Annotated in this window: 15 protein-coding genes; 4 read left to right on the forward strand and 11 right to left on the reverse strand. The window is 70.8% G+C overall.

Annotated elements, in window-relative coordinates:
- Positions 1-2: 2 nt before the first annotated feature.
- The 3 genes from ABZ260_RS13000 to ABZ260_RS13010 are packed head-to-tail and all read right to left on the reverse strand — an operon-like array spanning position 3 to position 4,502.
- Positions 3-1,355 carry an MFS transporter gene (locus ABZ260_RS13000; protein WP_355616302.1) on the reverse strand — a complete coding sequence of 451 codons (1,353 nt, stop codon included), beginning with the start codon at positions 1,353-1,355 and terminating at the stop codon, positions 3-5.
- Between the two features lie 34 nt (positions 1,356-1,389).
- Positions 1,390-3,141, reverse strand: coding sequence for a dihydroxy-acid dehydratase (gene ilvD / locus ABZ260_RS13005; RefSeq protein WP_355616305.1), 1,752 nt, complete (start codon positions 3,139-3,141; stop codon positions 1,390-1,392).
- A complete protein-coding gene (locus ABZ260_RS13010; protein WP_355616307.1) occupies positions 3,138-4,502 on the reverse strand; it encodes an FAD-dependent oxidoreductase in 1,365 nt (454 codons plus the stop codon). Before ABZ260_RS13010 ends, ilvD begins: the two co-directional genes overlap by 4 nt.
- 79 nt (positions 4,503-4,581) lie before the next feature.
- On the opposite strand from ABZ260_RS13010, the gene ABZ260_RS13015 reads away from it, so the two are divergent.
- On the forward strand, positions 4,582-5,226 hold the full coding sequence (locus tag ABZ260_RS13015) for a GntR family transcriptional regulator (RefSeq protein WP_355616309.1): 645 nt from the start codon (positions 4,582-4,584) through the stop codon (positions 5,224-5,226).
- An 80-nt stretch (positions 5,227-5,306) separates the two neighbouring features.
- Here ABZ260_RS13015 and ABZ260_RS13020 read toward each other — a convergent pair whose 3' ends face one another.
- Positions 5,307-6,932, reverse strand: a complete 1,626-nt coding sequence (locus ABZ260_RS13020) for a DUF885 domain-containing protein (protein ID WP_355616311.1) — start codon at positions 6,930-6,932, stop codon at positions 5,307-5,309.
- Positions 6,933-7,051: 119 nt separating this feature from the next.
- Here ABZ260_RS13020 and ABZ260_RS13025 point away from each other — a divergent pair, with 119 nt between their 5' ends.
- Entirely contained in the window at positions 7,052-7,372 is a 321-nt protein-coding gene (locus ABZ260_RS13025; RefSeq protein ID WP_350915035.1) for a co-chaperone GroES, read from the forward strand.
- Positions 7,373-7,502: 130 nt separating this feature from the next.
- Here ABZ260_RS13025 and ABZ260_RS13030 read toward each other — a convergent pair whose 3' ends face one another.
- From ABZ260_RS13030 to ABZ260_RS13045, 4 genes are all read right to left on the reverse strand, one after another.
- A complete protein-coding gene (locus ABZ260_RS13030) occupies positions 7,503-8,450 on the reverse strand; it encodes a hypothetical protein (RefSeq protein ID WP_355616314.1) in 948 nt (315 codons plus the stop codon).
- Positions 8,451-8,566: 116 nt separating this feature from the next.
- Positions 8,567-8,839 carry a hypothetical protein gene (locus tag ABZ260_RS13035; RefSeq protein WP_355616316.1) on the reverse strand — a complete coding sequence of 91 codons (273 nt, stop codon included), beginning with the start codon at positions 8,837-8,839 and terminating at the stop codon, positions 8,567-8,569.
- Positions 8,840-9,017: 178 nt separating this feature from the next.
- Positions 9,018-9,848: an ABC transporter permease gene (locus ABZ260_RS13040; protein ID WP_355616318.1), complete on the reverse strand. Its 831-nt coding sequence runs from the start codon at positions 9,846-9,848 to the stop codon at positions 9,018-9,020.
- Positions 9,849-9,999: 151 nt separating this feature from the next.
- The gene (locus ABZ260_RS13045) at positions 10,000-10,986 is read right to left on the reverse strand and encodes an ATP-binding cassette domain-containing protein (protein ID WP_355616330.1); all 987 of its coding nucleotides are present in this window, start codon (positions 10,984-10,986) and stop codon (positions 10,000-10,002) included.
- Between the two features lie 132 nt (positions 10,987-11,118).
- Between ABZ260_RS13045 and ABZ260_RS13050 the strand changes: the two genes are divergently transcribed.
- The gene (locus ABZ260_RS13050) at positions 11,119-11,907 is read left to right on the forward strand and encodes a TetR/AcrR family transcriptional regulator (RefSeq protein ID WP_355616320.1); all 789 of its coding nucleotides are present in this window, start codon (positions 11,119-11,121) and stop codon (positions 11,905-11,907) included.
- Positions 11,908-11,920: 13 nt separating this feature from the next.
- On the opposite strand, the gene ABZ260_RS13055 is transcribed toward ABZ260_RS13050, so the two are convergent.
- The 3 genes from ABZ260_RS13055 to ABZ260_RS13065 form a co-directional block, all read right to left on the reverse strand.
- Positions 11,921-12,127 carry a hypothetical protein gene (locus ABZ260_RS13055; RefSeq protein WP_355616322.1) on the reverse strand — a complete coding sequence of 69 codons (207 nt, stop codon included), beginning with the start codon at positions 12,125-12,127 and terminating at the stop codon, positions 11,921-11,923.
- Positions 12,128-12,172: 45 nt separating this feature from the next.
- On the reverse strand, positions 12,173-13,318 hold the full coding sequence (locus tag ABZ260_RS13060; RefSeq protein WP_355616324.1) for an AI-2E family transporter: 1,146 nt from the start codon (positions 13,316-13,318) through the stop codon (positions 12,173-12,175).
- Positions 13,319-13,644: 326 nt separating this feature from the next.
- Entirely contained in the window at positions 13,645-14,241 is a 597-nt protein-coding gene (locus ABZ260_RS13065) for a helix-turn-helix domain-containing protein (RefSeq protein ID WP_355616326.1), read from the reverse strand.
- Positions 14,242-14,314: 73 nt separating this feature from the next.
- Here ABZ260_RS13065 and ABZ260_RS13070 point away from each other — a divergent pair, with 73 nt between their 5' ends.
- The gene (locus ABZ260_RS13070; RefSeq protein WP_355616328.1) at positions 14,315-14,899 is read left to right on the forward strand and encodes a hypothetical protein; all 585 of its coding nucleotides are present in this window, start codon (positions 14,315-14,317) and stop codon (positions 14,897-14,899) included.
- Positions 14,900-15,158 lie beyond the last annotated feature (259 nt).

Raw genomic sequence — 15,158 nt, forward strand, 5'->3', positions numbered from 1 at the left:
GGTCAGCCCGTGACCCGCCCCGCGGGCTCGTTCTCGGCGGCCGACACCGTGACGATGTCCTGGCCGCGCGTCTCCGGTCCGAAGGCGAGGGCGATGAGGGTGATGGTGGTCAGCACCGCCAGGTAGACCGCGACGGCCCACCAGTGGCCGGTCCAGGCCAGCAGCGCGGTGGCGATCAGCGGCAGGAAGCCGCCGGCGAGCACCGAACCGAGCTCGCGGGCGAACGCGAAGCCGGACAGCCGGGTCTTGGTGTCGAAGAGCTCGGCGAAGTAGGCCGCCTGCGGGGCCAGCATGGCCGGGTAGAAGACGCCGAGGCCGACCACGAAACCGATGACGATCAGCACCGGCGACAGGGTCTCCAGCAACATGAAGTACGGCACCAGCCACAGCAGCGAGGCGATCGCCCCACCCGCGTAGACGGGCCTGCGGCCGACCCGGTCTGACAGGATCGCCCACAGGGGGACGGCGACGATCTGTACCGCGGAGGCGATGACGACCGCCAGCAGGGTGAACGAGCGGTCGATGCCGAGCTGGTTGACGGCGAAGGCGACACCGAAGACGGGGAAGAGGTAGGCGAAGGAGTTCTCGGCGAACCGGGCGCCGACGACCACCAGGAAGCTGCGGGGGTGCTTGCGCAGCACGGCGAGCACCGGCGTCTTGGTGGCCTGTACGGCTCCCCTGGCCTCGGCCCTCTCCGCCTCCTCGAAGGCGGGTGTCTCGTCGATGCGGCGCCTGATGAGGTAGCCGACCAGCAGCAGCAGTGCGCCCAGCAAGAACGGCACGCGCCAGCCCCACGAGCGGAACGCGTCGTCGGGCAGCAGGAGCATGAGCTGGAAGACACCCGTCGACAGCAGGGTGGCGACGGCGAACCCGGTGGGTGCCCAGGCACCGGCGGCGCCGCGGCGGGTCTGGTCACCGTGTTCCACGGACAGCACGACCGCGCCCGCGTACTCCCCTCCGGCGGCGAACCCCTGCAGCAGGCGCAGCCCGATCAGCAGGACCGGCGCCCAGAAGCCGACCTGGTCGTACGACGGCAGGAGGCCGATCAGCGTGGTCGCCACGCCCATCAGCGTGATCGTGAGGATCAGCATCCTCTTGCGGCCGGCCCGGTCGCCCAGGTTGCCCAGCACGATCCCGCCGATCGGCCGCGCCATGAAACCGACCGCGTAGGTGGCGAACGCCGCCAGCGTGCCGACGAGCGGGTCCCCGTTCGGGAAGAACAGCTCGTTGAGGATGAGGGCGGCGGCCGTCCCGTAGATCAGGAAGTCGTACCACTCCAGGGTCGTGCCGACGAGCGCGGCGATCCCGGCTCGTCGTGCCTGCTGCTTGTCGTGCGGTATTGCGGTTGTCGCCATGGCGCCAGTTCCTTCGATCACATGAGGGGTGGTTCTACCTGGGCGGTCGCCGGGTCACGGCGCCGCCCTGGATGGGGCCGACCAGCTCGGCGTACTGCCCGAGCAGGCCGGATTCCGTCCCGGGTTCGTGGGACAGAACAGGATTTCCCTGACGTACCGGATCGGTGTCCACGGTGCGGGCGTCAAGGTCGATCGTGACGCGGTCACCGTCCAGAAGCCCGGCGAGAGGTCCCCCGTCGGCGGCCTCCGGCATGACCTGGCCGACGACCAGACCGTAGTTGAGCCCGGAGAGTTCTCCGTCCGTGACGACGGCGACCTGACCGCTGAGGCCGGCGCCGTTGAGCGCCGCGACGAAGTTGGCCGCGAAGACCGTGCCGGGGCCGCCGCGCACGCCCATGCCGCGCAGCACGATCACCTGTCCGGGCACGATCGCCCCGTTCCCGAGCCCCGCGATCGCCTCGTCCTCGCCGGCGAAGACCTTGGCCGGGCCCTCGAACCTGCGGCTCGTCGCCGCGCTCACCCCCGCGAGCTTCACGATCGCGCCATCCGGGGCCAGCGAGCCGCGGACGATGAGCAGGCCGGGTTCCGGCTTCACCGGGTCGTTCAGCTCCCGCAGCACCTTGCCGTCTGCGGCGCGGGCCTCGGCGGCCAGCTCGCCGACCGTGCGGCCCGAGACGGTGCGCGCGCCGGAGTGCAGGCGGGGCAGAAGCGTCCGCATGACGGTCTGCACGCCGCCGATCTCGTCGAGGTCCCACACCTGGTCGGTGCCGTTGGGGCGGATGGCGGCCAGCTGCACGGCGTCCCGCCCCCTGGCCTCGACCGTCGCGACGACGTCGAGACCCAGATCGGCCTCCGCGGCGATCGCGGACAGATGGCGGACGCAGTTGACGGACCCGCCCAGGGCGAGGGCGACCTCGACGGCGTTCTCGATCGCCTCGGCCGTCAGCACCTTCCTGGCGGTGAGCCCCTCGTGGATCATCTCGACCACCCGGCGCCCGGCCTCCTCGGCCCTGGCCAGCATCCGCTCGGAGTTGGCCCGGGTCGGCGCCGAACCCGGCACGGTCATGCCGAGCGCCTCGGCCAGGCAGTGCATGGTGTTGGCGGTGGCCAGCCCCGCGCAGACACCCGGCCCGGTGATACCCGCGTCCGCCAGGTCCCCCAGCTCGTCGACGCCCATGGTGCCCGCGGCGACCGCGCCCACCGACTCGTAGACGGTGTCGATGTCGACCGAGCAACCCGCGTAGGTCCCGCCGCGCTGGTAGCCGCCGATGACGACCACGGAGGGCAGATCGAGCCTGGCGGCGGCCATCAGGTGCGCCGGCGTGGTCTTGTCACAGGAGGACAGGAAGACGATGCCGTCCAGCACGGCGCCCTCGACCGCGGCCTCCACGTCGTTCACCACGAGGTCGCGGGTGGGCATGAGGTAGCGGCCGTTGCGGCCGGCGGTGGTGATGAAGTCGCTCGGCGCGGTGGTGCGGATCTCGAAGGGCAGCCCACCCGCCTCGCGTACCGCGTCGGCGACCCGGGTGGCCACGTCGTCGAGGTGGATGAAGCACACCGAGAGCTTCGACGACGTGTTGACAATCGCGATCTTCGGCTTCAGCTGGTCCTCCAGGCTGATGCCCATGGCGCTCCACTGCGCCCGCCGCACGGCCCAGCGCGAGGTGCCGGGTGTGAAGTTGCTGCGGAGTACGGTGCCGTTCCCCCTGGCGACATCTGCGGCGTTCGCGGCGTTGGCCGCACCGTCGACGTTACTGCCGGCGTTACTGTCGGCGTTGTGGCTCACAGCGCGCTCCCGTTCTGTGTCATCGCGGATCTGACCCTGGCCCCGTCAAGACGGCGGTAGGGGGTGCCCTCGTCGAGGGAGAGGACGGTGGCCACCCCTGCGGCGTGGCCGTACTCGAAGCACTGGGCGGTGACCCTGGCCGAGGCGAGCGCCTCGTGCTGGGCGCTCAGGCAACGGCCCGCGACGATGACGTTCTCCCCCGCCTCGGGCACGAGGGTGAGGTACGGGACCTCGTAGTAGTCGTCGATCAGCCAGTGCAGCTTGGGCCGGTCTCCGTCGTGCAGCTCGATCGGCCACGGGCTGCGGACGATGCCCGAGGAGTCCTTGCGCCCCGTCACGACCGCCTCGTTGCTCAGGGTCTCGACGCCGACGACGCTGCGCGTCTGGCGAACGCCCGCCTCCACGCCGGTGTCGACGACGAAACCGCCCGCGCAGCCCGGCATGGTCTCGATGAGGAAGTCGGCGTACGCCCTGACCTGACGGCGGCCCCCGACCTCCGCCTCGGTGAAGTCGGCGGGGTCGATGACGTTGAGCATGCGCCCGTCGGCCCCGGTGAGCCGGGTGGCGTTGACCATCAGCTCGCCGGGGCGGGGGGTGGTGAAGATCCAGATCTTCTGCCGGGGCAGGTCGGCGCCGAGTGCCCTGGCCTCCTTGATCCGCTCGGTCACCCAGGGCGGGCTGATGGTGTCCTCGCCGTAGCCGTCCAGGAACGCCTCGACGTCGACCCCGCCGAGGCGGAAGAACATGGTGGGGTTCTGGATCCGCCCGTCGTCGCCGAACACGTAGCGGCCGCCCGCACGGGCCACGACCGCGGCGTCCCCGGAGGCGTCGACGGTACGGGCCGCGCGCACGACGCCGACCCCGGCGTTCGAGGAGAGCACGGCGCCCCGGTACTCGTCCCCCTCCATCACCACACCGACGACGGAGGTGTGGAAGAGCACCCGCACCCCGGCGGCCGCCAGCAGGTCGTCGGCCGTCTCCCGCCAGACCAGCGGGTCGTGGGCGCTCGTCCACGTCTTGCCGTACCGCTGGGGACGGGTCAGGCCGCCTCGCTTGGACAGCCCCTGCCGGAAGCGCTCGGTGAAACCCCACACCACCTGTTCCGGTGAGGTGCCGGTCTCCGTCGCCAGGTACATGCCGCAGAGGGTTCCGGACATGCCGGCCACCGCGGCGCCGCCCGCGAACCCGTACTTCTCGACGAGCAGCACGCTCTTGCCGGCCTCCGCGGCCACCACTGCCGCGGCCACCCCCGCGGCCCCGCCGCCGACCACGAGCACGTCGACGTCGGCCACGACGGGGTAGTCCGCGTCGGGGGACACCACTGCGGGTAGTCGCCAATGGACCACCGATATATCGGTCATGTATTGACCGTACATCACAAGGCGGTACTATTGTCCAGTCCGGAAATCCTCTTGAAACATCGCAGACACGGGGTGACGGGTGTCCCTGCCGAACAAATCCGACCGCGCCTACGACGCGATCGAGAACATGATCACTTTTCAGGAGCTCGCGCCGGGGTCACTCATATCCGAGTCCATGCTCATGGAGCGCACCGGCCTCGGCAGGACGCCCGTCCGTGAGGCGCTCCAGCGGCTGTCCCGCGAGCGCATGGTGGAGATCCACCCCAACCGGGGGGTGTTCGTCCCGCCCACCTCCATCGAGGCCCAGCTGAAACTCCTGGAGCTGAGGCGCACCCTGGAGGCCCTGGCGGTCAAGCTCGCCACCCACCGCGCCGTCCCCGAGCAGAAACGCCAGATGCAGGAGGTCGTCGAGCACTTCAGGGACTGCGAGCCGGACGTGCGCTCCTTCGCGACGATCCTCAAGCGCACCCACGACCTGATCGTCGCCGCCGCTCACAACGAGTACATCTCGGTGGCCATGGCGCCCCTCCAGGGGCTCTCCCGCAGGTTCTGGTTCGCGCACCTGAAGGATTCCGCCGAGGAACTGCGCACGGCGTCACGGCTGCACGGCGACATCCTCCGCGCCATCTGCCACGGCGACGAGACCGAGGCGGTGAACGCCTCGACCAGGCTCAACGACTATCTGGTCGACTTCGCCTACGCCACCCTGCACCCACCGGCCTGAGCGGCTCCCTCCGGGCTCGGGAGAAGGGCCGGGCACCGCGGACGACGGCACCCGGCCCGTGGAACGCGGGGGCCGGGTCGTCAGCCCTCCAGCGCGACCCGGCGGGCCAGGCCCAGCGGGAGACCGCCGGAACCCGCCAGCGTGTCGTGGAAGGCGCGCAGGTCACCGCGGCCCGCGGCCAGGTAGTCGTCGCGGATGCGGTCGATCTCCAGTGCCCCCGTCAGGTAGGAGGGCGCCTGGGTGGGCCACGCGCAGTAGCGGTTGACCTCCCCCTTGGCCGTGCCGGGGGTGAGCGAGGACCTCGTGGTCATGAACTCCTCGGCCTGCTCGATCGTCATGTCACCGCAGTGCAGCGAGGTGTCCACGACGATGCGGGCCGCCCGGAAGAGCCGGAAGTCCAGGTGGGCGAGCTCCTGGGCCGGAGTGGTGAAGTAGCCCTGCTCGTGCATGAGCTTCTCGACGTACAGGCCCCAGCCCTCGGCGAAGTACGGGGTGCGGAACAGCCTGCGGGCCCGGCGCGGGTTGCCCGCCATCCAGGACAGGTGCCAGTGGTGACCGGGGTACGCCTCGTGGACGGCGATGGAGGGCATCTGGGCCCTGGCGTTGCTGCGCAGCCGCTGGCGGACCTGCTCCCCGGTGAAGGAGGACGGGGTGAAGGGCACGAAGAAGTGCCCGATCCTGGAGGTCGACAGGGGCGGCGGCGGCAGGTAGGAGGCGACCGCGAGGATGGGCCGCTGGAACTCGGGCGACGGGACGACCAGGCACTCCTCGCCCTCGGCGAAGGTCACCAGGCCGCGCTCGCGGACGAACCTCCTGGCCCGCTCCGTCTCGGCCTCGTACTCGGCCCGCATGTCCTCCAGCGTCGGCGCGTGGTCGTCCTGAAGCCCGGTGATGACCGCGTGCCAGTCGCCCGAGCCGCCGTCCAGCCGGGCGGCGACCTCGCGCATCCGCGCGTCCAGCTCGTCGTAGGCGGCCTGTCCCCGCCTGAGCAGCTCGTCGGCGCCGTAACCGAGCATCTCCCGCTCACGCAGCAGCGTGGAGTAGAGCTCCTCCCCCATCCGCCAGGTGCCCTCCGCCCGGAACCCTTCGAGGAACTCCACCAGCTCGTCGAAGGCCGCCGCCGCGGGCTCGGCCGCCGCGGCCAGCCGGGCCCGCAGCGCCTCGTCGGACACCTGGCCGGGGACCGTCCCGGTGAGGAAGCGGCGAGCGGTCCGCGCCTGGCCCAGCCCCCGCTCGACCAGCAGCGGGGCCGCCAGCGCGGGGTCGAGGTTGGCCCGGCAGGCGGCGAGGACGTCCGGCACCTCGGCCAGCCGCGCGACGGCCGCGTCCACCAGTTCGGCCTCACCGGAGAGCCGCTGCAGGAACGGGCTGAACATCGAGGAGAAGATCGGGCCCACGTAGGCGGCCGGGTCACGCCGCCAGAGCGGCCACGACTCGTACGCGATCCCGCCGCGCAGCGTGGACATGACGAGTTCCCGGTCGATCTCGTCCTCGAAGTCCCCGGCGTCCCCGGCGTCCCCGGCGTCCTGGGCCCCCTGGAGTCGTTCCAGCCGGCGGCGCGACTCCCGCTCCCTGGCCAGGATGCCGGCCTCGGTGAAGTCACCGAGGGTCCTGTCGTACCCCGGCGCGCCCGCGAGGGCGGCATAGATGGGATTCTCCGCCAGGTACCAGTCGAGAAATTCGCTTACCAGCTGGGGGGACGTCATACCGCGAGATCCTACTTCGCAGGCGATTTCACCACCGATGTGGTCACCGGCCGGCCTTCGCCCCCTCCGAGTCCGCGGACAAGCAGGCGCGGCTCCGCCGTTCCCATAAACTTCATGACGTGGGTGACCCGAAGTTCGAGATCCAGATGCTCCACGACCGCGTCATGGTCAAGGTCGAGCAGGAGTCAGAGGAACGGCGCAGCACGGCTGGCATCGTCATCCCGGCGACGGTGAAGATGGCCAACCGCCTCGTCTGGGGTGAGGTCTGCGGCGCGGGCCAGAACGTCCGGGCGGTCAAGGTCGGCGACAAGGTCCTGTTCAACCCCGAGGACCAGTACGAGGTCGAGGTCCACAGCCAGATCTATCTGGTCATGCGCGAGCGCGACCTGCACGCCATCGCCACCCCGCAGACCGACAACGGCACCGGCCTCTACCTCTGAGCTCCACGGGGACGTCACCACCGCCCGGTCTCCGCTGCGCGACCCCGAAGGCCCATGAGACGTCCCTACCGCGCGGATCGCCTCCTGGCGCAGGACGCCCGATCACCGGCCCGCCCTCGGGCCGCGCCGGTCATTTCCGGGTGTATCCGAGATAGAGCTTGTTGTTCCAATCCTCGGCGGAGAAGGCGGCCAGCACCCGCGTGGTCTTGCCCTTGAGGGTCGACAGGACCACCTGGTAGTGGTTCCCGGAGGGGATGACCGCGATGAAGTGCTTCTCGTCCCACCATCCCCACAGGGCCTTCGGCCGGATGCCGGGCACCTTGGCCGCGAGCCTGCCCGAGGTGCGATCCCAGACACAGACGTGCTCGGTGTAGCTGGACGGGCACCAGGTCATCAGGCCCTTGCCCGAGGGGGTGAAGGCGTCCTCACCACCGGCGGGCCTGCCGGTCTTGGCCAGGGTGCGGCGGATCGTGCCGTCCTGCCCGTAGAAGCGGGCACCGCCCTGGTACTCGGCCACCACCTCGGTGCCGTCGGAGCTCCAGCGGAACCGCGCGGCCTTGTCGACATCGGCCACGGTCACCGTCTTGGCACTCTTCGCGGACACGTCGACGACCACGAACCCGGAGGTCACCCACGCCGAGCCGTTCTTTCGCTCGGTGGTCAGCACCGCCTTGCCGCCGTCGCGGCTCCAGTGCACATAGTGCGCGACGAGCGGCTTCCGCACCGTACGGATCCTGGTGCCCTTGGAGGTCGCCAGGTCGAGCAGGACGACCGAGTCGTAGCCGCTCTTGTAGGAGGTGGGCACCGCCAGCGCGCTGCCCCCCTTCGGCGCGACCGTGATCTCCTGGTAGGCGGCCTGCCGGGTGAACCCGTCCCCCCTGCGCAGGTAGGTCATCTTTCCGGAGGAGTACGAGGTCACCCTGAGCGGGTCCGTGGCGTCCTCCCGTACGGTGACCCTGGTGCCGGGCAGCACGGTATCGATGGGCGCGGCCGCGGCGTGCGCGGGGAGCGGCACGATCGCCGCGGCCAGAACGACAAGGCAGCCGAGGAACCGGTAAATCCCAGGAGTCACGGACACGCCGGAATCCTAAGCCGGAAAGCTGTCAAGATCCCGATCTAGACCGAATCGGTTAGAACAGGTGTAAGAGAGGCCGGCGGTGGTGAAGGGTCGTCCTCCCCTCGGGCCAGGCCGCGTCATGCCCCCTCACCCGACGCGGCCCCGCACCTCAGACACTCCCTGACCACGGGGAGGCGATGGCGCCGGTGTTCGTAGAACCGGTGACCGAGCGCCGCCGCGACGAGCACCCCGCCGAGCAGCAGGAGCATGAACGGCCCGTACTTCTCATGTCCGATCAGGCCCATGACGAGATGGGCTATACCGGCGGCGACGATGATCGCGCCGACGTTGAGCAGTTCCCTGTTGAGCGTCCACCCCGAGGCGGATCGTCCCCGTTCCGTCTCACTCATGCCCCCAGATTCACTACGGTCAGTTACAGGCCCCGACGGATTCCGTCACCGCGATGTAAAACACGGAGCGGCGATGTAAAACGCGGAGCATCTTCTCGTGGCGGCAAACGTTGTGATCCATCGGGAAACAGGACTTCCCCGCCCGCACAAAGAGCCGACGGCCGGGAGGCCGGCTCCGTCAGCCGCCGAGCCGGCGGAACCTGTGCGCCGACAACGGCAGGAAGACGGCGATCAGCAGCAGCGGCCAGAGGACCGCCATGAGGGTGGCGTTCTGCACGATCCACGACTCTCCCGCCCAGCCGGGGTTGTCGAAGAGCCTCCTGGTGGCCGTGGCGGTGGCCGAGATCGGGTTCCACTGCGCGATCGCACCGAGCCAGCCGGGCATGGTGGCGGGATCGACGAACACACTGGACAGGAAGCCGACCGGCCAGACCAGGATCTGCACCGACGTCACCACCTCCGGCCCTCCCGATACGAGGCCGATGTAGATCCCCACCCAGAGCAGGGCGAAGCGCAGCAGCAGGAGCAGGCCCACCGCGGCCAGCGCCTCGATCAGGCCGCCCTCGGCACGCCAGCCGAGCAGCAGCCCGGCCCCGATCATGACGGCCAGCCCGACCACCGAGTTGAGCATGTCGGCGATCCCGCGGCCCATGACGACCGCCGAGGCGCTCATCGGCATCGAGCGGAACCTGTCGGTCACCCCCTTGGCCGCGTCGGTGGTGACCGCCATCATCGTGCTCTCCAGGCCGAAGAGCATGGTCATCGCGAACATGCCGGGGATCAGGAAGTCGAAGTAGCCGCCCCCGCCGGGGACGCCGATGGCGCCGCCGAACAGGCCGCCGAACATCAGCACCATCATGACCGGGAAGAGCCATCCGACGGCGACCGTTCCCGGGCGGCGGGCCCAGTGGCCCAGGTCGCGCAGGGTGATGGTCCAGGAGTCGGCCAGCGCCCAGCCGAACCTGGAGAGCGGGGAGGGGGCGGGCAGGGTCGAGGTCGTCGTACTCACGCGGATGCCTCCGTATCGGGGGTTGGGATCGTCGTACTCACCGGGACGCCCCTGTCGGAGACGGTGACCGCCCGCACCAGGACGCACAGCGGCGATGTCCATGCCGGAGGTGCCCATCCGGGCCCCCGGCCGGAGAGCCCGGTCGCGGCGTTCACGCGGACGCCCCGGTACGGGCGGCCGTGTTCTCGGCACCGCCCGTCAGGTGCAGGAAGACCTCGTCGAGCGTGGGGCGGCGCAGCGTGACGTCGACCGGCTCGATCCCGGCGTCGCCGAGCGCGGTGGCCATGGTGACGAGCGCCCGGGTGCGCTCGGCGACCGGAATGCTGACCCGGCGCGACTCGGCGTCCACCAAGATCCCGCCGGAGGCGACCCGCGCCGCGAGCGCCTCCGCCCTGGCCACGTCCGCCGGATCGGCGAGGACGAGATCGAGCCAGTCGCCGCCGATGGCCGACTTCAGCTCCTCGGGAGTGCCCTCGGTGACGACCCGGCCCGCCCCGAGCATGGTGATCCGGTCGGCCAGCCGGTCCGCCTCCTCCAGATACTGGGTGGTGAGCAGCACGGTCGTGCCGGAGCCGACCAGGTCGCGGATGGCCGACCACACCTCCTGGCGGGCGGCCGGGTCGAGGCCGGTGGTGGGCTCGTCCACGAAGAGCACCCAGGGTGCGACGATGAGGCTCGCCGCCAGGTCGAGCCGCCTGCGCATGCCGCCGGAGTACTCGCCGACCGGCTTGGCCCCGGCGTCCGCCAGCGAGAAGCGCTCCAGCAGCTCGCCGGCCCGCCTCCGCGCCCCGGCCGCCGGCAGGTGGTTCAGCCTGCCGAACATCACCAGGTTCTGCCGCCCGCTGAGGATCTCGTCGACCGCCGCGTACTGGCCGACCAGCCCGATCCGCTCGCGTACCTGCCGCGCCTGCGTGCGGACGTCGAACCCGGCGACGCTCGCCCGGCCCGAGTCCGGGCGCAGCAGCGTGGACAGGATCCTGATCGCCGTGGTCTTGCCCGCGCCGTTGGGCCCGAGCAGGCCGCAGACCGTGCCGGCCGCCACCTCCAGGTCGAACCCGTTGAGGCCCGTCCCCTCGGCGGCACCCGCGTAGTTCTTGCGCACGTCGTGCGCGGCGATCGCGAACTCCGTCGCTCTCACAGCCACCTGTTTCACCCCTGTTTCGCCTGTCTTCCCACCCGGCGCCGTCGCGCCTCCGTGGCGTAGACCGTACCGTACACCGTACGACTCAGCTACGGTGGTCCCAACGACGAAAATCTGGAGACTGTTCCCGTGAGTGCGAAGAAAGCTTCCGACGCCGACCCGGCACGCAGCCTGGCGCTCCTGTGGGGCTCGCACAGCAGGCCGGGGCGCTCCGGGCTGACCGTGCGCTCGATCGTCCTGGCGGCCATCGAGCTGGCCAACGCCGAGGGGCTCGAAGCGGTCTCGATGCGCCAGGTCGCCGAGCGGCTGGGAGTCGGGACCATGTCCCTCTACACCCACGTCCCCGGCAAGGGCGAACTGACCGACCTCATGGTCGACACCGCGTACGGGGAGCTGTACGCCGACGTGGACGCCCCGTCCCGGCAGACAGGCGGCTGGCGGGGCGCGATGGAGTTCGTCGCCGCCCGCAACTGGGATCTTTACCGGCGCAACCCGTGGCTGCTGCAGGTCATCGACGCCCGCTCCACGCTGGGGCCGAACGCGTCGCTCAAGTACGAGGCCGAGCTACGCCCGCTGGACGGCGTCGGCCTGACGGACGTCGAGATGGACTCCGTGCTGGCCCTGGTCCTCAGCCACGTGCAGAGCACCGCCAGGACCGCGGCCAACCAGGCACGGGTCCAGCAGGAGAGCGGGATGACCGACGTCGAGTGGTGGCTGTCCAACGCCCCGCTGCTCGACAAGATCATGGACGGCACCCGCTTCCCGGTCGCCTCCCGCGTCGGCCAGGCCGCGGGCCAGGCCCATCATGCGATCTCCGACCCCGCACACGCCCTGGCCTTCGGCCTGGACCGCATCCTGGACGGCGTCGCCGACCTGATCACGAGCCGGAACCCGGCGAACGGGAGACAGGACCGCTGATCGGGAAGCCGGGTCAGCCCGCGGCCGGGGTGAGACCGGCGGCGCGGGCGCGGAGGACGACTTCCGGCTCGAAGCGGTCACCGGAGGTGCCGAGCCTGGCCGGCGAGGAGTCCGGTGGCCCGGCGGAGGCGGTGGCGGACGGTCCACGGGCGGATATACCGGATCTCGTGGCGCCGGCGAGTGACCGCGATGCGTTGACCGAGAGGATCGGCAGGCGCATGGTCACGCTGTGACGGACGCGAGGGAGTGAGACGGCCCTGGTGAATCAGGTGGGCTCCTCCGCCGGTACGGCTGCGGCGGTTTCGGGCTCCGGCGCCGGTACGGCTGCGGCGGCTTCGAGCTCCCGGGGCAGGTCGCTGAGCTGTTCGCGCACGTAGTTCCAGACCACGGCGATCAGGGCGGCGACCGGTACGGCGAGCAGGCTGCCCACGATGCCGGCCAGGCTGCCGCCCAGCGTCACCGCGAGCAGGACCACCGCCGCGTGCAGGCCCAGGCCGTGGCTCTGCACCATCGGCTGGAGCACGTTGCCCTCCAGCTGCTGGACCGCGACGATGATGGCCAGCACGATCAGCGCGTCCGTCGGGCCGTTCGACACCAGCGTGATGAGCACGGCGACGAGGCCGGCGAACAGGGCGCCGACGATGGGGATGAACGCCGTCACGAAGGTCAGGACCGCCAGTGGGAGCACCAGCGGCACGCCCACGATCCACAGGCCGAGGCCGATGAAGACGGCATCGAGCAGGCCGACGAACGCCTGGGAGCGGACGAACGCGCCGAGGGTGTCCCAGCCGCGTTCGGCCACGGCCGGCACGTCCACGGCGAGGCGGCCGGGGAGCTGACGGGTCAGCCACGGCAGGAAGCGCGGGCCGTCCTTGAGGAAGAAGAACATCAGGAAGAGCGCGAGGACGGTGGTGACCAGACCGTTGACGACGGTGCCCACCCCGGTCACGGTGGCGGTGACGATGCCGCCGACGCTGTCCTGGATACGGGCGATCGCGGTGTCGAGCACGCTGGTGACCTGGTCGTTGCCGATGTTCAGCGGCGGCCCGGCGGCCCATTCGCGCACCTGCTTGATGCCGTTGACCACTCCGGTGGCCAGCTCTCCGGACTGTGACACGACGGGCACGACGATCAGGACCACGATGCCCGCGGCGACCAGGAGGAACAGCAGGGTCACGGCCGACGCGGCCAGGGCGGGAGGCCAGCCGTACCGGCGCAGGAGACGGGTTACCGGCCAGGTCAGCGTGGTGAGCAGCAGGGCGACCATGAGCGGCCAGACCACGGACCACATTTGGCCCACGACCCACAGGGTCACCGCGCTCATCAGCAGGACCAGCAACATCTCCGCGGAGATGCGCGCCGAGGAGCGCAGCGCGGCCCGGGTCTTCGTGGCACTCAGCGTGGCAGGCATGTGATCACCTTATGCATCCTCATGATCGGGCCCGCGTCGACGCGCAGGATTCGGGCTAATTCAGGTTGGTTTGGCGCTGTGCTGCCCCGTTGAAGCGGCGCCCCGCTTCATAGTAAAAGGAGTTATATGTCCGTTTCTCGCGGAAGTCCGGCAGAGGGCGCATCCACGCCGTCATTCTCCGGGACCTCAGGCCACGGACGCGACCGCGTCGACATCACGACACCCCGCAGCTGAGAACGATCATCGTAAGGAGAGACGCCGAATCGGGCAGCGAAGTCCCGAAGGACGGGGCATCCGCCCGGGTGCCGGGTGGGTGTGAAGCCGGGTCAGCCCGGCGCGGGGGTGAGACCGGCGGCACGGGCACGGAGGACCACCTCCAGTTCGAAGCGGTCGCCGGAGGTGCCGAGCTGGTCGGCGAAGAGTTCGGTGGCCTGGCGGAGGCGGTAGCGGACGGTCTGCGGGTGGATGTGCAGCCTGGCCGCGACCTCGGTGGCGTTGCCGCTCTGCAACCAGGCCAGCAGGGTCTCGGCCAGCCGGTCGCGCTGGGCGGGGCGCAGGGCGAGCAGGGGCTCCAGCCGTGCCCGGCCCATGATCTGGATCAGCGACTCGTCCTGAAAGATCATCAGGGTGGCGAGGTGGTCGGACACCCTGATGATCCGGCGGCCGTCCAGCACCCCGCGCCTGGCCAGGGCCAGCGCGTCCCTGGCGAGCCTGAGCGAGAGACCGGCCTCCCCCACCGCGACCGCGGGGCCGATGGCCACGGTCCAGTCGGCCGCCATGGCGTTCAGCAGGCCGTGCCGCCCCGGGCCTTCGGGGTCGGGCACGACCATGCAGGGGTCGGAGCGGTCGAGGTCGACGAGCACGTCGGGCGGGAGACCCGGCCTGGCCTGTGTCGCCCTGGGCGCGGGCGGCCAGGGCGACACAGGCCAGGGTGCGCGGCATGGTCCAGCGCACCGACCTGGCCAGATCGGCCACCGCGCGGGAGTCGGCGGCCGGGTGGGCGACGAGCATGTCGAGCAGCCTGCGGCGCCGAAGTTCGAGCTCGCCCGCCACCCGGACCTGGGCCTCGGAGTAGCCGTCGGCCGCCGCGGCGGCGATCTCGTCGAGGTAGACCAGGATCGCCTCCCCGATGTCGCACATGCGCTGCCGGGACAGGTCGAGCCGCTCGGACTCCTCGGCCAGCCGTCGCCACGCCACCCTGGCGCAGATCCGCAGCGCGGACTGGAGCGAGTCGAGGGGGCGCCCCTCCGCGGCCTCCCCGCTGCCGACGGCGCGGAAGACCTCCAGCAGCCGGGACCGGCTCGCCCCCCGGTCACCGACCCGGTTCACGAATCCGGCGAGTGCCTCCTCGACGGCGTGCCTGACGATACGGGCGTAGGCGCCGCTCTGCCGGGAGTACTCCGGCACGCTGGCCCGGATCTCGCCGATCATCTCCTCGGCCAGGACGTCCAGATAGGGGCGGAGGGCCTCGGCGAACTCCCGGGGGATGTCCGCCTGCGGCTGTTCGACGACACGGGCAAGGCTCACGGGGGCTCCTCCTGGCCTCGGACGCTACTCCGATGTCAGGAAACCGTCTTCTGACCGGAGCGCACATTTTCCCCGGCGCCCCCACTCACCCCCGTAACAAGAAATCACCCCCCGCGACCGCCTCCCGTGAGGCTGCCCCCACATCCCCCCAGCACCCGGCCACACCCCCTCAAACCAAGACACACCGCAAAATCAAGCCGTCCAAAACATCGCGAGGACGCGCCCATGATCCCCCTTGAGGGACGACCCGTGAGGCCGCGCCGGGGACTGGACTGAGGAGAGAGGGGTCGCTCGTTCCTCGCGACCCCTCTCT

Origin of the sequence: Streptosporangium sp. NPDC006013 (assembly GCF_040614275.1) — a bacterium.
In the GTDB taxonomy this organism is placed as follows: Bacteria; Actinomycetota; Actinomycetes; order Streptosporangiales; family Streptosporangiaceae; genus Streptosporangium.